Here is a 19,770-nt window from a genome sequence, read left to right as displayed (position 1 = left end):
TTATCTGATTACTGCCGGGCCCTGATCCGGCACCGCGACATCGAGCACACGGAATTGCACACGTTCGGTGCCTTGCCAACGGTCGACCGCGAGAGAGCCCGCCACATGCAATTGCTGGCCGCGATTTTGCGTCAAGGCGTTGCCGAGCTTCTGCCCGATCGAGCGGAATGCGATACCGTTGACGATGGAACCGTCCCCGGACTTGAAGCGCAGCCGCAGATGCGCCTGCCCGACCTCGTCGGCATAGACCAGCTGATGCGACGGCAGCGCGATCACCGGCTCCGGATTGCCGCTGCCGAAGGGACCTGCGCGATTGAGCGTTGCGGCAAATTCCGGCGTCACCGCGCGCGCGGTCACCGCGCCGTCGATGAAGAGTTCGTTCTCGTGGCGCGAATTGGCGACGTCGGCGGCGAGCGCGTTCTCCAGGAAGGCGCGGAATTCGGCGAGCTTCTCCTTGCGCAGCGTCACGCCGGCCGCCATCGCGTGGCCGCCGCCCTTCATCAGGAGGCCATCGTGCACTGCCTGCCGCACCGCCTTGCCAATATCGACGCCGCCGATCGAGCGGCCCGATCCGGTGCCGATGCCGCCGGGCTCGAGCGCGATCGCAAATGCTGGACGCGCAAATTTCTCCTTCAGCCGCGCCGCCACCAGGCCGACCACGCCCGGATGCCAGCCTTCGGCAGCGGTGACGATGACAGCGCCCTTGTCCTCGAGCCCGAGCGAGGCCAGCGCCTCGGCTTCGGCCTGCGCCTCGGCCGCCTGCTCGATCAGGCGCCGCTCACCGTTGAGGCGGTCGAGTTCGGCTGCGATCCGCGCGGCCTCCGAGATGTCGCCTTCGAGCAGCAGGCGGACGCCGAGATCGGCGCGTCCGATCCGCCCGCCGGCATTGATGCGCGGCCCCAGCATGAAGCCGAGATGCCAGGCCTCGGGCGGACCATTCAGCCGCGCCACATCCATCAGCGCGGTGTGGCCGACATGGTCACGCCGGCGCATCGCGATCAGCCCCTTGGCCACGAAGGCGCGATTGAGCCCGGTCAATGGCGCGACGTCGGCGACGGTGCCAAGCGCCACGTGATGCAGCATGCCGAGCAGATCCGGCTCCGGCCGCTCGCTGGTCCAGAAGCCGCGCTGACGCAGCTCGCGATTGACGGCCACCAGCGTCACCAGCACGAGGCCGACGGCCGCGAGATGGCCGAGCCCCGACAGATCGTCGGCCCGGTTCGGATTGACCAGCGCATCGACCACGGGAAGCTCGTCACCGGTCTGATGGTGATCGATCACGACGACCGACATCCCGAGCTTCTTGGCTTCCGCCAGCGGCTCGATGCTGGTGGTGCCACAATCGACGGTGACGAGCAGCGTCGCGCCCTTCGCCGCCAGCGCGCGGACGGCATCGGTGTTCGGTCCGTAGCCTTCGAATATGCGGTCGGGGATGTGGATCAACGGATCGAGCCCGCAATGGCGCAAATGCCAGGCGAGCAACGCCGCCGAAGTCGCGCCGTCGACGTCATAGTCGCCGAAGATCGCAACCATCTCGCCGCGCGCAGCTGCATCCGCGATACGACGCGCCGCGGCCTCCATGTCAGTCACGGTATGGGGATCGGGCATCAACTTGCGGATGGTCGGATCGAGGAAATCCTGGACAGCGTCAAGCTCGACGCCCCGCCCCGCCAGCACCCGCGCCAGCATCTCCGGCAAGTTATGGCGCTGGACGATGGCAAGCGCCCGCGCCGCCCCGCGCGCATCCAGCCGGTCGCGCCAGAGTTTTCCGGTCAACGACCGGCTCACGCCAAGAAACGCCGGCGGCGCCTCGACGGGAAGTGCGGATGCCTGCAGCGTCATGATCCCTTCCCAGCTAGCAGGAATCGTAACGCTTCAATGATTTGCAGGCCAGTGCTAGCAGCCCAATCGGTCGGCTACCCCACCGAAATCCTTGGCAATGATGTCCCAGTCGCCGGTGGCTTCGAAATCGACCTTCTGCAGCGGGCCATATTCGGCCGGGCGCGCCACGAACGCTGTCTTCAGGCCGAGCCGCTGGGCGTGCTTGAGGTCGTAATTATGCGCGGCGACCATCATCACCTGCTCGGGCGGCAGGCAGAGCAGCTTGGCCGCACCGAGATAGGTCTCCGGATCGGGCTTGTAGTGCTCGAACAGCTCGGCGGACATGATCAGGTCCCACGGGAGCCCGGCGAACTTCGCCATGTTGGTCAGCAGCGCGACGTTGCCGTTCGACAGCGGCGAGATGATGTATTTGGTCTTCAGCCGGGTCAGGCCGGCGACGCTGTCGGACCACGGATGCAGACGATGCCAACCCAGCGTCAGGTGATGCAGGTCGGCCTCGGTCAGCCCCTTGATCCCGAGCTGCGCGACCAGCTTCTCAAGCGACTGGCGGTGCAGCGTGTCGAGCATGACGTAGCCGTTCTGCGGGTTCTTGCGCACCTCGTCCATCGACGCCGCATAGACCGCACGCCAGCCATCGACCAAGCCGGTCCAGTCAGCCTTGATGCCCCGCGTCTCCGACCATTTGGTGAAATCGTTGATCAGGCTGGTGCGCCAGTCGACCACCGTTCCGAACACGTCGAACACCAGCGCCTTGACCCCGGAAATATCAGACATGTTCGTCTCCCGTGTTCTTTTTGTTGCTTCGTCTGTCATTCCGGGATGGTCCGAAGGACCAGACCCGGAATCTCGAGATTCCGGGTTCGATGCTTCGCATCGCCCCGGAATGACGACGGCATCAATCCAGGTGGAACTTCTCCAGCTGACGGTGCTCGGCCTTGATGTAGCGCACGGTGCCGGTGACGGAGCGCATTACGACCGTCTCGGTCTCGATCACGTCCTTCCTGAACTTCACGCCCGAGAGCAACGAACCGGTGGTGACGCCGGTGGCGGCGAACAGGCAGTCGCCCCTCGCCAGATCCTCGATGCCATAGATCATCTTCGGATCGGTGACGCCCATCTTGTGGGCGCGCTCGCGCTTCTCCTCGCTGTCGAGGATCAGGCGGCACTGCATCTGGCCGCCGATGCAGCGCAGCGCGACCGCCGCCAGCACGCCCTCGGGCGCGCCGCCGGTGCCGATATACATATCGACGCCGGTGTCATCGGGGGTCGCGCAGTGAATCACGCCGGCGACGTCGCCATCGGTGATGATACGCACCGCAGCGCCGGTCGAACGCACGCTGTTGATGATGTCGGCGTGGCGCGGACGGTCGAGCACCAGCACGGTAATGGCGGAGGGATCGACACCCTTGGCCTTGGCGAGGCGGCGAACGTTGTCCGCCGGCGGCGCGTCGAGCTCGATCACGTTCTTGGCAAAGCCCGGGCCGATCGCGATCTTCTGCATGTAGACGTCGGGCGCGTGCAGCAGCGTACCGCCATCGGCCATCGCCATGGTGGCGATCGAGCCGGGCATGTTCTTGGCGCACAGCGTGGTGCCTTCGAGCGGATCGACCGCTATGTCGACCTTGGGGCCGGCGTTGAGCCCGACCTTCTCGCCGATGAACAGCATCGGCGCCTCGTCGCGCTCGCCTTCGCCGATCACGATCGTGCCTTCGATCGGCAGCTTGTTGAGCTCGCGCCGCATCGCGTCGACCGCGGCCTTGTCGGCGGCCTTCTCCTGGCCGTGGCCGCGCAGCCGCGCGGCCGACACTGCCGCGCGCTCCGTCACCCGGACGATTTCGAGCGTCAGGATGCGCTCGAGCAGCATCTGCGGCGGAACGGAAATATGGGTCGACATGGCGTACTCCTTAAGCCTCACTTTAAGTCCCGCTGCGGGCCAGCCTGCCCGCATCGCATCAATCATTTCGCGCCCGACCCGTTCGGCCGCACGCTAGTTTTTCTCGATCCGGATCACCTGCGGCCGGCCGCTGATGACCTTGTCGCGCTGCACTGCAGCCAGCGCGCGGTGCACCGCATCTTCGTTGGTTGCGTAGGTAATCAGAATGACCGGAACGGGTGAAGGCTTTTTGGCCGACCCGTTCACATCGACGCCATCCGGATGCCGCTGCACGATCGATTCCAGTGATATCTTCTGCTCCGCGAGCCGGGTGGCGATAGTTGCGGCAGTGCCTGCCAGATCACGCGCCATCAGGCGGATATAATAGCCACCCTCATGACGTTCCATTGGTGCCTTGATGGTGTCACGCAACCGTTCGACCGGACGCCCGAACGGCTTGGCGCGGATGCCACGAGCGACATCGGCGATGTCGGCGAGCACGGCGGAGGCGGTTGCTGCACCGCCCGCGCCGGGCCCGACCAGCGTGATCGGCGGAATGCCTTCGCCGTCGATCGTCACCGCATTGGTGACGCCCATCACCTGCGCGATCGACGACGATTTCGGCACCATGGTCGGATGCACGCGCTGCTCGATGCCCTTGGCGGTGCGCACGGCGACACCGAGCAGCTTGACGCGATAGCCGAGTTCTTCGGCGGCGCGGAGGTCCTCCGGCGTGATCGAGGAGATGCCTTCGACATAAACGGCGCTCTGCGCGACCTTGGTTCCGAAGGCGAGGCTCGCCAGGATCGCGAGCTTCTGCGCGGTGTCGTGGCCATCGACGTCAAAGGACGGGTTGGCTTCGGCGTAGCCGAGGCGCTGGGCGTCCTTGAGGCACTCGGCGAACGACAGGCCCTCCTGCTCCATCCGGGTCAGGATGTAGTTGCAGGTGCCATTGAGGATGCCATAGACGCGGTTGACGCTAGTGCCGGCCAGGCCCTCGCGCAGCGTCTTGATGACCGGGATCGCGGCGCCGACCGCCGCCTCGAAGTTCAGCGCGCCGCCATGGCTCTCCGCGGCGTGCGCGAGACGCAAGCCATGCTTGGCGATCAGCGCCTTGTTCGCAGTCACGACCGATTTGCCGGCCTTCAGCGCGGTCTCGATCGCGGCGAACGCGGGATCGCCGGCGCCGCCCATCAATTCGACGAAACAATCGATATTGGGATCCTCGGCCAGCACCTGCGGGCTCTTGGCCCATTCGACGCCGCGCAGGTCGAGGCCGCGCTTCTTGGCTTTCGAACGCGCGGTGACGGCAACGACGCGCACGCCGCGGCCACAGCGCTCGGACAGCACGCGGCCCTGCGCTTCGATCAGGCGGACGACATCGGCACCGACGGTGCCGAGCCCCGCTATGCCCACTTTCAGCGGTGCGACCATGAGATTTGGAACCTGGAAGGATTAGCGTCGATTGGCGAGAGGAACCACGTTGTGCAACGTTTCGATGCCGCTTTCAAGGAAGCGACGCACGCCACGCGCAGCCTGCCGGATCCGCTGTTCGTTCTCCACCATTGCGATGCGGACGTAGCCTTCGCCATGCTCGCCGAAGGCGACGCCGGGCGACACCACGACGCCGGATTTCTCCACCAGCAGCGTTGCGAACTGCATGCTGCCGACGGCCTCGAATTCCTTCGGCAGCGGCGCCCAGGCGAACATCGAGGCCTGCGGCGGCGGAATCTCCCACCCCGCGCGGCCAAACGACTCCACGAGTGCATCGCGGCGCTTGCGATAGGTATCGCGCATCTCGCGGATGCAGTCATCGGGGCCATTGAGGGCTGCGGTCGCCGCGACCTGGACCGGCGTGAAGGCACCGTAATCGAGATAGGATTTGACGCGCGCAAGTGCTGCGATGATGCGGTCATTGCCGACCGCAAAACCCATGCGCCATCCGGCCATCGAGAACGTCTTCGACATCGAGGTGAATTCGACGGTGACGTCGATCGCGCCGGGCACTTGCAGCACCGACGGCGGCGGATTGTTGTCGTCGAAATAGACTTCGGCGTAGGCGAGATCGGACAGGATGAAAATGTCGTGCTTCTTCGCGAACGCGACGAGATCCTTGTAGAAATCGAGATCCGCGACATAGGCAGTCGGGTTCGATGGATAGCAGACGATCAGGGCGATCGGCTTCGGGATCGAATGCTGGATGGCCCGCTCGACGGCTTCGAAGAATTGCGGCGTCGGCTCCGACGGTACCGAGCGGATCACGCCGCCCGCCATCAGGAAGCCGAAGGCGTGGATCGGATAGCTCGGGTTGGGACACAGCACCACATCGCCCGGCGCGGTGATCGCCTGGGCGACGTTGGCAAACCCCTCCTTCGAGCCGAGGGTCGCAACGACCTGCGTATCCGGATTGAGTTTGACGCCGAAGCGGCGCGCGTAATAGGCGGCCTGGGCCTTGCGCAGGCCGTTGATGCCGCGCGAGGCCGAGTAGCGATCGGTGCGCGGTTTGCCGAGTGTTTCCTTCAGCTTCTCGATCACGTGGGATGGGGTCGGCAGGTCCGGGTTTCCCATGCCCATGTCGATGATATCAGCCCCGGCATTGCGCGCGGCCGCCTTGGCCTGGTTGACCTTCTCGAACACGTAAGGCGGCAGACGGCGAATGCGGTAGAAATCTTCCATGGGACCCTTGCTCCAACAACCGGCATGCCAGAATCGACACCCTTGTCTCACGACCGAAGCCGGAACAGGATTCATAAAGAAATCGCACCGAATCAATAGCTTAGCGCGATTTCAGGAGTGGACTGGGGTCAAAGACCGGACATGCGGTTGAATTGAGGTTCTTTTAGCACGGACACCCGGCAGCGCCAGCGTCGATCGGCCTGTGCGCGGTTACTTGCCCGTTGAATTCTGGGCTGCCGCGGTCTCCTGCCGGTCCCGCGCGGCCTTCAGCTCCGCCTGGAGCTTGGCCTGGTCGGCCGGCTTCATCGCCTCTTCGCTGCGATCAGGCGGAAGATCGTGAACCGGGAGATAGCCGCTGGCTTCCTTCGGCCGGGCCGGCGCGTCGGTCGGCACGCCAACTCCCGGCAGGTCCGCGACCGTGCTGGCGCAGCCGCTCAGCCCCGCCATCGACGCGAGCAAAATTGCGGCTGCAAGGCCCCTCATCATCCGATCAATCGGCATCCGCCGAAAAGTCCCCAACAAGCAGGCGCACAAGGCGCGTCGCCGACACGGGTCGCACTGGTACGAGCCTTGCAGCGTCCCCGCTGCATTAATTCTCGCTTTAGCCGTTCAAACCATTGTCGCCCGAAACGATTAAAGCTGGAACAACAAATGCGACCCCTGAGGCTTCAATATGTCAGAACTAATGTTTTTTTGTCGCAGTGCAACAAAGCGAAACACCGGCTTTTAACCTGTTGTCGTTGCCGCACCGCGCGATGACGCGCACCAAACGAAACGATAGTGTCCTTGAAATGAACAACGTCAGCACTGAAGCCCAGACCACCCCCAAATTCAATTCCGAAGCCTTCGCCATGAACATCGCCCGGGCGATGGAGAGCAGCGGTCAGGCGCTGGCCGCCTATTTGAAGCCGCGCCAAACCGGCGAAGTCCGCGACAAGCCCCCGAACGAAGTCGGCGAGGTCATCAAAACCTTCAGCGTGATCGCCGAATACTGGCTGTCCGACAAGGAGCGGGCTTCCGATCTGCAGATCAAGCTCGGCAAGGACTATCTCGATCTCTGGGGCACGGCGGTCCGCCGCATGGCCGGCGAGGCGGATGCCAAGCCGGCGATCGAGCCGGCACCGCGCGACAAGCGCTTCCAGGATCCCGAGTGGAAGTCGAACCAGTTCTTCGACTTCGTGCTTCAACTGTACTTGCTCACCTCAAAATGGGCGCAGGAGCTGGTTCGCAACGCCGACGGGATTGATCCGCACACCCGCAAGAAGGCTGAATTCTACGTCCAGCAGATCGCCAATGCGCTCGCACCGTCGAATTTCGTCCTGACCAATCCGGAAGTGCTCCGCGCCACTGTCGAGTCCAACGGCGACAATCTGGTGCGCGGCATGAAGATGCTGGCGGAGGATATCGAGTCCGGACACGGCACGCTCCGCATCCGCCAATCCGATCCGGGCAATCTTCAGGTCGGCGTCAACATGGCGACAACGCCGGGAAAGGTGATCTACCAGAACGAGGTGATGCAGCTGATCCAGTATTCGCCGGCAACGGAAAGCGTGCTGCGCACGCCGCTCCTGATCGTGCCGCCATGGATCAACAAATTCTACATCCTCGATCTCAGGCCTGAGAAATCCTACGTCAAATGGTGCGTCGACCAGGGCATCACGGTGTTCCTGATCTCCTGGGTCAATCCGGACAAGGAGCTCGGCAAGAAGACCTGGGCCGACTACATGACCGATGGCCCCCTCGCAGCGATGGACGTGATCGAGAAGGTCACCGGCGAGATGAAGATTCACACCGCCGGCTATTGCGTCGGCGGCACCATGCTCGCCTCGACGCTGGCCTATCTCGCGGAAAAGCGCCGCCAGCGCGTATCCTCGGCGACGTTCTTTGCGGCGCAAGTCGACTTCACGCTTGCCGGCGAGCTGCTGGTGTTCGTCGACGAAGACCAGATCTCGGCGCTGGAGCGCGACATGCACGAATCCGGCGTGCTCGAGGGCAGCAAGATGGCGATGGCCTTCAACATGCTGCGCTCGAACGACCTGATCTGGTCCTACGTCGTGAACAATTATTTGAAGGGCCAGCCGCCCTCCTCGTTCGACCTGTTGCACTGGAATTCGGATGCGACGCGGATGCCGGCGTCGAATCACTCCTACTATCTGCGCAACTGCTACCTGGAGAACCGGCTGTCGACCGGCACCATGGTGCTCGACAACACGCTGCTCGACCTGTCGAAGGTCAAGGTTCCGGTCTACAACCTCGCGACGCGCGAGGATCACATCGCGCCGGCGGAATCGGTGCTTTACGGCTCGCAATTCTTCGGCGGCCCGGTGAAATATGTGCTCGCCGGATCCGGCCACATCGCGGGCGTGGTCAATCCGCCCGCATCGAAGAAGTACCAGTATTGGACCAACGACGACATCAAGGACGTCAAGCTTGCCGACTGGCTGAAGAACGCCCAGGAGCACAAGGGTTCGTGGTGGCCCAACTGGCGCGAATGGCTGGAAAACCTCGACGCCGAGAAGGTATCGGCCCGCGCGGTGGGCACGTCCGGCGTGCCGCCGCTCGAGGACGCTCCCGGCAGCTATGTCCGCGTCCGCGCGTAGCGCGCGGCCGGCCTCTCCGCTATAAGCAGATCGTCCCGGCGGGTCGGGAATCGAAATCAGTTGAGGGGGATACGATGACGCGTGAACTGTTCTGGCTGTCGCTGACGGTGATCCTGACCGGATTGCTGTGGGTCCCCTACATTCTTAACCGGACTCAGGTCCGTGGCCTCGGCGGCGCCATGGCGAATCCCTCGCGCAACGACAAGCCGCATGCGGAATGGGCGACGCGGCTGATGTTCGCCCACGACAACGCGGTCGAAAATCTCGTGATCTTCGCACCGCTGGTGCTGATCCTCAACGCGGCCGACTATTCGACCAAATGGACCGTGATGGCCTGCGCGGTCTATTTCTGGGCGCGCGTCGCCCATCTGATCGTCTACACGCTCGGCCTGCCGGTGTTCCGCACGCTGGCCTTCACGATCGGCTTCATCGCTCAGGCCGTGCTGGCGCTGGCGATCTTCAAGATCCTCTGAGCTGCATATCCTCGCCGGTCGCGGCAACAGCCGCAACGGCGCCTCTATGCGACCGCCTCTCGCACCACGACATGCAGCATCGTCGCGGTGCTTCGTCCACGACGACCACCCCCACTCATGGAAACAGCGCGATCTGCGCCAGTCCGGTGGTTTCAGGCAAGGCGAACATCAGGTTCATGTTCTGGATCGCCTGTCCGGCCGAGCCCTTCACGAGATTGTCGAGCGTCGAGAGCACGATGGCGCGGTTCTTGATCCGGTCGGCGACGACGCCGATCTGGACGTAGTTCGAACCACGCACGTTCTGCGTCTGCGGCAACACGCCCTTCTTCGCCACATGGACGAACGGCTCGTCGGCGTAGGCCTTTTCCAGTTCGGCCCGCAAATCGTCCGGCGTAGCCCCGTTGAGCTTGACATAGGATGTGCAGAATTCACCCCGCGCCATCGGAATGAGATGCGGCGTGAAGTTCACCGTCACAGCCGAGCCAGCGGCGACCCCGATCTCCTGCTCGATCTCCGCCGAGTGTCGATGAGTACCGACCGAATAGGGCGACAACCCCTCGCCGGCCTCGCTGAACAGCGTGTTCTGTTTCAGTCCGCGTCCGGCGCCGGTGACGCCCGACTTGGCGTCGATGACGATATCGTCGACGTCGATCAGCTTTGCCTTCGCCAGCGGAACCAGCGCCAGCAGCACCGCCGTCGGATAGCAGCCGGGACAGGCCACCAGCCGCGCGGCCGCGATCTTCTCCCGGTAGAGTTCCGTCAGCCCATAGACGGCCTCGCCCTGCAATTCGAGCGCCCGGTGCTCATGGCCGTACCATTGCGCGTAGCTGTCCTTGTTGCGCAGCCGGAAATCCGCGGACATGTCGAGGATCTTGATTCTGGGATTGGCTTTCAGCACCGCGGCGATGATCTCCTGCGTCGTTCCGTGCGGCAGTCCGCAGAACACGGCATCGAGCTGCGTCCAGTCGACCTTTTCCCGTTCCACGAGTTTTGGCAGGTCGAGCATGAAGAAGTGCGGAAACACCTCGCTCATCGCCTTGCCGGCATGGGTGTTGGCGGTAAGCGCGGTGATTTCGGCATTCGGGTGCCGCGCCAGCAGGCGCACCGCGTCGGCGCCGGTGTAGCCGGACGCGCCCAAAATGCCGATTTTCTTCTTCGTCATCACACGTTCCTTTCAAGCGTAGTCGTTTCGCTTTGTATCGTTGCGAAAGCCTGCGGGCGCACCTCCGCACGCCGGCCTTCACGATCGGCTTCATCGCCCAGGCCGTACTGGCGCTCGTGATCTTCAATATCCCCTGAGCTGCACAGCGTCGCCGGTCGCGGCAACAGCCGCACCGGCGCTTCTATTCCGCGTTCTTGCGCACCACGATATGCAGCATCGTCGCGGGCGCTTCGTCGAAGCTCTTGATCTCGCTGGTGTCGGCCGAGAGCTGCGTCCACGGCCCGGCTGACGCGTAGGTCGCCTGCAGCCAGTCCGGCGAGGGATAATTGTAGTAGCGGCCGATGCTGTCGCGGCCATCATCGTGGCCGATCTTGTAGCTCGCGTAGAACACACCTGATGGCTTCAGCGCACGATGGATCCGGCTGAGAATGCCGGCGAGTTCGTCGCGCGGAACGTGCAGCAGACACGCGCTGGCCCAGACGCCGTCATAGGCCTCCAGCTCGTCGAGCTGATCGAACAACATTGCCTCGACCGGATGACCGAGACGGCTCGCGGCGACCGCGGCCATCTCGGGTGAACCATCGGTCGCACGCAGCACAAACCCCTCGGCGAGCATCACCGCGGCATGATTGCCGGCGCCGCAGCCGAGTTCGAGGATCGCTCCGCCGGGCGGCAACAGGCCGAGAAAGCCCCTGAGCCGGGTCGATGGCGCTTTCGCCCACCCGGCATAGGCCTCGGCGTTACGCCGGTAGAATTGCAACGTGTCCTCGTCCACGGTGCGCGAGCCGTCAGGTGTCGGCCAGCCCCAGCATCAGCCGCATGTTCTGCACGGCTGCGCCCGAGGCGCCCTTGCCCAGATTGTCCAGCCGCGCGACCAGCACCGCCTGGTGGTGCTTGTCGCTCGCAAAGACATAGAGCTCGAGCTTGTTGGTCTCGTTGAGCGCTTCGGGCTCGATCTTTCCGCCCTTGCTGGCGTCATTTTGCAGCGGCATCGCCGCGACGTATCTGCTGCCGGCATAGCGTTTCGCCAGCGCGGCCTGCAGATCCGCTCCATCCGGCTTGCCGGGCAGCGCATCGAGCTGCAGCGGCACCGAGACCAGCATACCCTGCCGGTAGTTGCCGACCGACGGGATGAAGACCGGCCGCCGCGTCAGATGCGAGTAGAGCTGCATCTCCGGCACGTGCTTGTGCTCGAAGCCGAGGCCATAGAGATGGAAGGCTGGCGCGGTGCCCTCCTCGAAGCTCGCGATCATCGACTTGCCGCCGCCGGAATAGCCGCTCACCGCGTTGACGGTGACCGGATAATCCGCGGGCAGCAGCCCGGCATCGACGATCGGCCGCAGCAGCGCGATCGCACCGGTCGGATAGCAGCCCGGATTCGAAACCTTCCGCGCGGTCCGGATCTTGTCGGCCTGGTCGGGTGCGAGCTCGGCAAAGCCGTAGGCCCAGTCGGGCGCGACCCGATAGGCAGTCGAGGCGTCGAGCACCTTCGGAGCGGCGTTGCCAATGGTGTCGATCAGCGCCACCGTCTCCTTTGCGGCGTCGTCGGGCAGGCAGAGGATCACCAGATCCACCTCCTCCATCAACGCGCGCTTGGCGCCGGCATCCTTCCGCTTGTCCTCGGCGATGTGCTTCACCGTGACGTCGCCCAACAGGTTCAGCCGCTCCTGGATGCCGAGGCCGGTGGTACCGGATCCACCATCGACGAACACGGTGGCCTTAGTCGCGCCATTCTTGGTCTTCGGGTTGGTATCGGTGAGGGTCATGGCACGTTCCTTTCGAGCTCGTCAGTTTGGTTTGCAAAGACATCCGGCCGCGCCTGCCGCATCAGCTGCGCGATCTCTTGCGGACCGGCGTCCACTTGCGCGGCAAGGTTGCCTGCGACCGCCGCATAATCGGTTTCGGATTTGTGCTGGTTCAGCTTGAAGCTGCCCTCCACCTCTTCCACCGTCATCTCAAAGCCCACGATCGCCTGCTTCATGGCTTCCAGCCGCGCGGCCGTCAGCTTGCCCGACGTCCAGGGTTTCTTCGGCGCCAGCCGGTCCTCGAACTTGGCGCTCAGCGTATCGATCTGAACCGCCAGTTCGTCATCCGACAATATCCGCACCGGCCCGGTCAGGTGCACGGCCTGATAGAGCCAGGTCGGCACCTGGTCCGGAGACACATACCAGTCCGCCGACACATAGGCATCCGCGCCGTTGACGGCCAGCAGCCAGGATGTGCCGCCCGCCAGCTTTACCAGCGGATTGTGACGGGCGACATGAAACAGCGCCCGCGGCGTGCCGTCATCGGCGTAGCTCAGGTAGAACGGCAGCGCGGAGGCGATCGGCTTGGCGCCATCCCACGCGCAGGCCATGCCGAATCCGCGCGCTTCCGCAAAGGCGAGGCTTGCGGCGCGGTCGGGCTTGAATACCGGTGGCGTATACATGGTCGGAACTCCCAAAGTGACGTAGGAGCCGCCAGATCGAACCGCGTGTCTTTTTGGGAGCGCGCCGCGGGATGAGATCCGGCGGCAGAGGCGATGGTCTAAACGCGAACGACCGCCCATACCGCGATGGCGCGGCGGCGGCGAGCAATGATGATGGTCGCGGCGTTGATCATGGGCGCGGCTATAGGGCCGCGCCCGCTTGGCGTCAAGATGCAGTCCCGTCATTCCGGGGCGTCGCGGTAGCGACGAACCCGGAATCTAGAGGTTACGGCGCGAGATTCCGGGTTCGATGCTCGCGCATCGCCCTCAGGTGCGCAATTGCGCACCGGGGAATGACGGCCTAGATCACCGGATTCCACGACGCCGGCACGACGCGGTAGCCATTGCCGTCCTTCACGACATTGCCGAGCCCCGGGAACGGATAGTGGAAGCCCTGCACCTGGAGCCGTTCTGCGACCACCATGTCGTAGATGCGGCGGCGGGTCTTCTCCGCCACGTCGCCATCCTGATCGAACGACGCGTGCCAGCCGGGATTGGTCGCGAACAGGTTCGGGTTGTTGGTGACGTCGGACTGGATGAAGACCTTGGCTGAGCCGGACGCCAGCACATAGGAGGTGTGGCCTGGCGTATGGCCGACCGTCTCGACCGATGTCAGGCTGGGCGCGATCTCCTTGCCCCACTCGTACGGCGTGACCTTCTTCTTCAGGCCGGCCTCGAAGATGTTGCGGTTGTTCTTGAACAGGCCCTGCATGCGGCCGGCCGGCGCCCGACTCATCTCGCCGTCGTCCATCCAGAACTTCCATTCGGTAGCCGGCACCAGCACTTCGGCGTTTGGAAATGCCGGCATGCCCTCGGCTGTCAGAAGGCCGTTCACGTGGTCGGTGTGGAAGTGCGAGATCACGACGATGTCGACATTCTTGGGATCGAAGCCGGCCGCCGCCATGTTGTCGGCGAACAGGCCGTTGGCGCCCTTGCTGTTGGCCTTCGACAGCGCGCCGTTGCCGGTATCGATCACGATCAATTTGCCGCCGGTGTTGATCACCAGCGGCGCGAAGTAGATCGACACCATGTCGCGCGGCATGAACGCCTTCTCGAGCGCCGCGTTCACATCGTCCCGCTTCGCATTGGGGATGAAGGAATCCTCCAGCTTGAAGACGTTCTTGCCGTCGGACACCACGGTGACCTGGATATCGCCGACCTTGTAGCGATAGAAGCTCGGCGCCTGCTTGTCGGCGATCGGCGCGGCAGAGCTGGCGGGAGCGGCCGGCAATAACGGCGCGGCGACGAACCCTGCAGCGCCGGCAAGCGCGTGACGACGTGTCAGTTCCATGTGGTGTCCTCCCGGTGTGACGATGACAGCGATATTGTCCCGCTTGTCTGGTTTCGGGGCTAACCCCCGCGCCTTTGCGTTATTCCTTTGCGTTATTCCAAAGACCTTACACCGTCCGCCACATCCATTCGAGCACCTGCGCGATCACGTCGCCGAACAGCAGCAGCGCGGCCGACCAGACCAGCGCAGACACAAAATTGGCGATCTGGAATCGCCAGTACGACATCTCGAAGATGCCGGCGGCGAGCGGCACCGAGGCCCGCAGCGGGCCGAAGAAGCGGCCGATGAAAATGCTGGGTACGCCCCAGGTTTTGACGAACGCCTCGCCGCGCGGCAGGATTTCCGGATAGCGCGACAGCGGCCACATCTGCGCGACCTGCTCCTTGTAGCGATAGCCGAACCAGTAGGAGACCCAGTCGCCGAGCGCTGCCCCGATGCCGCCGGCGATCCAGACCGGCCAGAAGCTGATCCCACTGACGCCTATCAGCGCGCCGATCGCGACCAGCGCGCCCCACGCCGGTATCAACAGCGAGATGAACGCCAGCGACTCGCCGAACGCCAGCAGCAGGACGATCGGCGCGGCCCAAGCCTGATGGTGGCGCACGAAGTCGGCCAGTGCGCGCGCAAAATCTTCCATCTCGTTGAGTGCCTTCCCGCCTGTTGATGCCCTTGAACCTTTCTGCGGGCCCATCGCCTAAGAAACACGTAAGCCAGCCCCTTGCGTGACATCAAGTCACAAAGGCGGGGATCAATCGTGATTTCCCACAACCCGCCCGCCTTCCGGGCCGGCTGGCATCTCCCAAGCAAGACAAAGGAAACACTGGATGATCGGATCACTGATGATGTGCGTGAGCGTTGTGGTGTTGCTGTTCGGAATGCTCGCGGGCATCGCCATGGGGATCGAGCAGAACTTCACGTTGGCGCCAGCACATGCGCATCTCAATCTCGTGGGTGGCGTGCTCCTCTTCTTGTTTGGGCTTTACTACCGGCTGGTACCGGCCGCGGGCGCTATGCTGCTGGCGAAAATCCAGGGCTGGCTGCATATCGTGGGCGGCATCCTGTTTCCGGTCGGAGTTGCGACGGTGCTGCTGAAGGGCCCCTCGCTTGAAGCCGCTCCGATCGCCGGATCGCTGATCGTTGTCGTCGCCATGGCCCTGTTCACGATCATTGTGTTCCGCACCTCGCGGGGCTAAGCGCGGGTTCCTATTTACGGGACGGCCGGGACTGAGGCATTGCCTCGACCAATCCGGCCGCCGCCCTTTCGCCGCCCATCCGTGGCATAGTCAGAACAACCGATTCGCCTGCGCCCAATATCGCGCGCCACCTGAAGAACCATGTCCAAGCCACTGAAATCGAACGCAAAAAGTAAATCAGACTCCGATCTGTTCGGAGCCCCGGAGCCGAAGGGCCGTGCGCCATTGAAGGTCGCTGCCCGGTCCGGCGGGAACGCTGAGGACAGCTATACCGCTGATGACATCGAGGTGCTGGAAGGGCTGGAACCGGTTCGCCGGCGCCCGGGCATGTATATCGGCGGCACCGACGAGAAGGCGCTCCATCATTTGTTCGCCGAAGTGATCGACAACTCGATGGACGAGGCGCTGGCAGGCCACGCCACCTTCATCGAGGTGGAACTGACCGCCGATGGATTCCTGACTGTCACCGACAACGGCCGCGGCATTCCGGTCGACGCGCACAAGAAATTCCCGAAGAAGTCGGCGCTCGAAGTCATCATGTGCACGCTGCATTCCGGCGGCAAGTTCGACTCCAAGGTCTACGAGACCTCGGGCGGCCTGCACGGCGTTGGCGTCTCCGTGGTCAACGCCCTCTCCTCGCTGCTCGAGGTCGAGGTCGCCCGCAGCCAGAAGCTCTACCGCATGACGTTCGAGCGCGGCCATCCCAAGGGCAAGCTCGAAGAACTCGGCAAGATCAACAACCGCCGCGGCACCCGCATCCGCTTCAAGCCGGACACCGAGATCTTCGGCGCCAAGGCGACATTCAAGCCGCAGCGTCTGTTCAAGATGACGCGCTCGAAGGCCTATCTGTTCGGCGGTGTCGAAATTCGCTGGCGCTGCGACCAGGAGCTGTTGAAGGGTGTCGAGGACGTTCCGGCTGAAGCGACCTTCCATTTCCCCGGCGGCCTGAAGGATTATCTGGCCGCGGCGATCCACGCCGACACGCTGGTGCATCAGGATATCTTCTCCGGCAAATCCGGCCGCAGCGGCGCGCACGGCGCCTGCGAATGGGCGGTGGCCTGGACCGCGGATGCCGACGGCTTCCTGTCGTCCTACACCAACACGGTGCCGACGCCCGATGGCGGCACGCATGAATCCGGCTTGCGCAGCGCGCTGCTGCGCGGCCTCAAGGACCATGCCGAACGCGCCGGCCAGGGCAAGCGTGCGGCCTCCATCACTTCGGAAGACGTGATGGTTGGCGCTGCCGTCATGCTCTCGGTATTCGTGCGCGAGCCTGAATTCCAGGGCCAGACCAAGGATCGCCTCGCCACCGCTGAAGCGCAGCGCATCGTCGAACAGGCGATGAAGGATCCGTTCGACCACTGGCTCTCGGCCAATCCTAACCAGGCCAACAGGCTTTTGGATTTCGTGGTCGATCGTGCCGAAGAACGGCTGCGCCGTCGTCAGGAAAAGGAGACCGCGCGCAAGACCGCGGGCAAGAAGCTTCGCCTGCCCGGCAAGCTCGCCGATTGCGCCAACGCCGGCACCGAAGGCTCAGAACTTTTCATCGTGGAGGGCGATTCGGCCGGCGGCAGCGCCAAGCAGGCGCGCAACCGCGAGACCCAGGCCGTGCTGCCGCTGCGCGGCAAGATCCTCAACGTCGCCTCTGCCGGAAAAGACAAGCTGACCGCCAATGCGCAGCTCTCTGATCTCGTGCAGGCGATCGGCTGCGGCACGCTGGCGCATTATCGTGAAGAGGATCTGCGCTATCAGCGCATCGTCATCATGACCGACGCCGACGTCGACGGCGCCCACATCGCCTCGCTGCTGATCACCTTCTTCTACCGGCAGATGCCGCGGCTGATCGACGAGGGGCATCTCTATCTCGCCGTGCCGCCGCTCTATCGCCTTACCCACGGCACCAAGACGGTCTATGCGCGCGACGACGCCCACAAGGACGCGTTGATAAAGAGCGAATTCAACGCCAACGCGAAAGTCGATGTCGGCCGCTTCAAAGGCCTTGGCGAAATGAACCCGGCGCAGCTCAAGGAAACCACCATGGATCCGGCTCGGCGCACGATGCTGCGCGTGGTGCTGCTGGCCGACGACCGCGAAGGCACCGCCGACTCGGTCGAGCGGCTGATGGGCACCAAGGCCGAAGCGCGCTTTGCCTTCATCTCCGACAAGGCCGAATTCGCCAGCGACGATATACTCGACGTCTAGACTTTAAAGTATTGATTTTATTTATATTTCTTGGATATCTCAATTTTTTGGGTGGCCTTCACTCGCCTTTCTGGAGAACACCGCGCGTTTCGTTTTCGGGCGGTTGTGTCCCCCCCGCAACAGCATTTCCGGCTGAACCACGTATAGTCCCTGACATGAGTTTCGGGAATCGGTGCCAAGGCGCCCCCGCAAGCGACCCGCTGGAACGCTAAAGTCGAGGATTTGGATATGAAAAAGTTTCTGCTCGCGCTGACCGCGGTTGCTGCGATGACGGCATCGGCCTCGGCGGCTGACCTCGCCTCCCGCCCCTACACCAAGGCTCCCGCGCCGCTCCCGGTGGCACCGAGCTGGACCGGCTTCTACATCTTCGGCGGCGGCGGCGGTGGCATCTGGGACGCTGATACCGGCGTCCAGGCGACTGTCGGTGGCGCACCGATCCTCGGCTTCAACCAGCGCCAGGGCGGCGATGGCTGGCTGGGCACCGTCGGTGCCGGTTACGACTGGCAGTTGAACCAGAACTGGGTGTTCGGTGTTCTCGCGGACGGCCAGTTTGGCAGCCTCAAGGGCACTATTCAGGATCAGGGCCCGTTCGCCGCTGGCAACATCAAGAACGACTATAGCTGGGCCGCCGGCGTCCGCCTCGGTTACCTGATTGCGCCGAATGTCCTGTCCTATGTGAATGTCGGTTATTCCGAGTCGCATTGGAAGGGCACGACGCTGTTCAGCACCATCACGGGTACCCCGATCGGCCTGCACACCAATGGCTTTGACCGCGGTGGCGTGTTCGTCGGTTCCGGCGTCGAGAACAACCTGAGCTTCTTCGGCGTCACCGCGCCGGGCTGGTTCATGAAGACCGAATATCGCGCTGCCTACTACGACAACAAGAACATCTCGGAACTCTCCGACGTGACCAACCTCTCCAACGGCCGTGACATCACCTTCAAGCCGCTGGTCCAGACCGTCACCACCTCGCTGGTGTACCGCTTCAACTGGAGCGGCCCGGTCGTCGCCAAGTACTGATCCAAGTTACTGATCGCTGCTTTAATCGCAGCTCAAAAGCCCCGGCTCGCCGGGGCTTTTTTGTTGCTCGGAACGCGGTCCACAGAAGCCTGCCCGCGGCATGCAGCCTGCGCGCAGGGCCGATCGCTCACCGCGATCTGGTCAAGGCGACATCGATCGTGCACTCTCCGCTGGCTCAACCAAGCGGACAAAAACAATGAAAAATGGACTGTTCGATCTCTCCGGTAAAGTCGCAATCGTCACCGGCGGTAATGGCGGTATCGGGCTCGGGATGGCGCGCGGTCTTGCGGACGCCGGAGCCAACATTGCCGTGGTCGGACGCAACGAGGCAAAATCAGCTGTCGCCGTCGAGGATCTCAGGCAGCGCGGCGTCAAGGCAATCGCCGTGACGACCGACGTCACCGACGCCTCGGCGGTCTCCGCCATGATCGACCGGGTCGTCAAAGATCTCGGCCGGATCGACATCCTCATCAACAATGCCGGCATGAGCATTCGCAAGCCGCCTCACGAGCTGGAGCTCGAGGAGTGGAACAGGGTGATCGACACCAACCTCACCAGCGCGTTCGTGTGCTCGAAGGCCGCCTATCCGGCACTGAAGGCGTCCGGCCACGGCAAGGTGATCAATATCGGCTCGATGATGTCGATCTTCGGCGCGAGCTTCGCGACGGCCTATGCCGCGAGCAAGGGCGGCATCGTGCAGTTCTCCCGCGCCTGCGCCAACGCGTGGGCGCCGGACAATATCCAGGTCAACGCCATCCTTCCCGGCTGGGTCGACACCGATTTGACGAGAGGCGCGCGCCAGCAGGTCGCCGGTCTCCACGAGCGCGTGCTGGCGCGTACGCCGGCTGCGCGCTGGGGCGCGATCGACGACTTCGCGGGGATCACTGTGTTCCTGGCGTCTTCGGCGTCCGACTTCGTCACCGGCACCGCCATCCCCGTCGATGGCGGATATTCCGTGATGGTCTGAGACA

18 protein-coding genes are annotated in these 19,770 nt (G+C 63.8%); 6 read left to right on the top strand and 12 right to left on the bottom strand.

What is annotated here, in order from left to right:
- From recJ to UP09_RS29895, 6 genes are all read right to left on the bottom strand, one after another.
- Positions 1-1,842: a single-stranded-DNA-specific exonuclease RecJ gene (gene recJ, locus UP09_RS29920; protein WP_044541949.1), complete on the bottom strand. Its 1,842-nt coding sequence runs from the start codon at positions 1,840-1,842 to the stop codon at positions 1-3.
- A gap of 54 nt (positions 1,843-1,896) precedes the next feature.
- Complete coding sequence (locus UP09_RS29915; protein ID WP_044541948.1) at positions 1,897-2,616, bottom strand: haloacid dehalogenase type II; 720 nt, start codon at positions 2,614-2,616, stop codon at positions 1,897-1,899.
- A gap of 121 nt (positions 2,617-2,737) precedes the next feature.
- Complete coding sequence (gene glpX, locus UP09_RS29910; protein WP_044541947.1) at positions 2,738-3,736, bottom strand: class II fructose-bisphosphatase; 999 nt, start codon at positions 3,734-3,736, stop codon at positions 2,738-2,740.
- A gap of 93 nt (positions 3,737-3,829) precedes the next feature.
- A complete protein-coding gene (locus tag UP09_RS29905) occupies positions 3,830-5,149 on the bottom strand; it encodes a homoserine dehydrogenase (RefSeq protein ID WP_044541946.1) in 1,320 nt (439 codons plus the stop codon).
- A gap of 21 nt (positions 5,150-5,170) precedes the next feature.
- Positions 5,171-6,391, bottom strand: coding sequence for an LL-diaminopimelate aminotransferase (locus UP09_RS29900; protein WP_044541945.1), 1,221 nt, complete (start codon positions 6,389-6,391; stop codon positions 5,171-5,173).
- Positions 6,392-6,601: 210 nt separating this feature from the next.
- Positions 6,602-6,877 carry a hypothetical protein gene (locus tag UP09_RS29895; RefSeq protein ID WP_245302268.1) on the bottom strand — a complete coding sequence of 92 codons (276 nt, stop codon included), beginning with the start codon at positions 6,875-6,877 and terminating at the stop codon, positions 6,602-6,604.
- 305 nt (positions 6,878-7,182) lie between these two features.
- Here UP09_RS29895 and UP09_RS29890 point away from each other — a divergent pair, with 305 nt between their 5' ends.
- Both UP09_RS29890 and UP09_RS29885 read left to right on the top strand, forming a co-directional pair.
- Entirely contained in the window at positions 7,183-8,991 is a 1,809-nt protein-coding gene (locus UP09_RS29890) for a PHA/PHB synthase family protein (protein ID WP_044541943.1), read from the top strand.
- Positions 8,992-9,065: 74 nt separating this feature from the next.
- Complete coding sequence (locus tag UP09_RS29885; RefSeq protein ID WP_044541942.1) at positions 9,066-9,464, top strand: MAPEG family protein; 399 nt, start codon at positions 9,066-9,068, stop codon at positions 9,462-9,464.
- A gap of 115 nt (positions 9,465-9,579) precedes the next feature.
- Here the strand turns inward: UP09_RS29885 and argC (UP09_RS29880) are convergent, their stop codons facing one another.
- The 6 genes from argC (UP09_RS29880) to UP09_RS29855 form a co-directional block, all read right to left on the bottom strand.
- The gene (gene argC, locus UP09_RS29880) at positions 9,580-10,626 is read right to left on the bottom strand and encodes an N-acetyl-gamma-glutamyl-phosphate reductase (protein ID WP_044541941.1); all 1,047 of its coding nucleotides are present in this window, start codon (positions 10,624-10,626) and stop codon (positions 9,580-9,582) included.
- A 181-nt stretch (positions 10,627-10,807) separates the two neighbouring features.
- Positions 10,808-11,401, bottom strand: a complete 594-nt coding sequence (locus tag UP09_RS29875) for a class I SAM-dependent methyltransferase (protein ID WP_044541940.1) — start codon at positions 11,399-11,401, stop codon at positions 10,808-10,810.
- Between the two features lie 13 nt (positions 11,402-11,414).
- Positions 11,415-12,392, bottom strand: coding sequence for an N-acetyl-gamma-glutamyl-phosphate reductase (gene argC / locus UP09_RS29870; RefSeq protein WP_044541939.1), 978 nt, complete (start codon positions 12,390-12,392; stop codon positions 11,415-11,417).
- Entirely contained in the window at positions 12,389-13,054 is a 666-nt protein-coding gene (locus UP09_RS29865) for an FMN-binding negative transcriptional regulator (RefSeq protein WP_044541938.1), read from the bottom strand. Before UP09_RS29865 ends, argC (UP09_RS29870) begins: the two co-directional genes overlap by 4 nt.
- Positions 13,055-13,394: 340 nt before the next feature.
- On the bottom strand, positions 13,395-14,384 hold the full coding sequence (locus UP09_RS29860) for an MBL fold metallo-hydrolase (RefSeq protein WP_044541937.1): 990 nt from the start codon (positions 14,382-14,384) through the stop codon (positions 13,395-13,397).
- 106 nt (positions 14,385-14,490) lie between these two features.
- The gene (locus UP09_RS29855; RefSeq protein WP_044541936.1) at positions 14,491-15,021 is read right to left on the bottom strand and encodes a DedA family protein; all 531 of its coding nucleotides are present in this window, start codon (positions 15,019-15,021) and stop codon (positions 14,491-14,493) included.
- Between the two features lie 187 nt (positions 15,022-15,208).
- Between UP09_RS29855 and UP09_RS29850 the strand changes: the two genes are divergently transcribed.
- The 4 genes from UP09_RS29850 to UP09_RS29835 all read left to right on the top strand — a co-directional run bounded on the left by UP09_RS29850 (position 15,209) and on the right by UP09_RS29835 (position 19,766).
- Positions 15,209-15,577, top strand: a complete 369-nt coding sequence (locus UP09_RS29850) for a hypothetical protein (RefSeq protein WP_044541935.1) — start codon at positions 15,209-15,211, stop codon at positions 15,575-15,577.
- A gap of 141 nt (positions 15,578-15,718) precedes the next feature.
- The gene (gene parE / locus UP09_RS29845) at positions 15,719-17,779 is read left to right on the top strand and encodes a DNA topoisomerase IV subunit B (RefSeq protein ID WP_044541934.1); all 2,061 of its coding nucleotides are present in this window, start codon (positions 15,719-15,721) and stop codon (positions 17,777-17,779) included.
- Positions 17,780-18,007: 228 nt separating this feature from the next.
- On the top strand, positions 18,008-18,799 hold the full coding sequence (locus tag UP09_RS29840) for an outer membrane protein (RefSeq protein WP_044541933.1): 792 nt from the start codon (positions 18,008-18,010) through the stop codon (positions 18,797-18,799).
- Between the two features lie 196 nt (positions 18,800-18,995).
- Complete coding sequence (locus tag UP09_RS29835) at positions 18,996-19,766, top strand: SDR family NAD(P)-dependent oxidoreductase (protein WP_044541932.1); 771 nt, start codon at positions 18,996-18,998, stop codon at positions 19,764-19,766.
- Positions 19,767-19,770 lie beyond the last annotated feature (4 nt).

This window comes from Bradyrhizobium sp. LTSP885, from assembly GCF_000938305.1.
In the GTDB taxonomy this organism is placed as follows: Bacteria; Pseudomonadota; Alphaproteobacteria; order Rhizobiales; family Xanthobacteraceae; genus Bradyrhizobium.
Note: the sequence above shows the minus strand (reverse complement) of the source record. Positions and strands in the feature narration are given on the sequence as shown.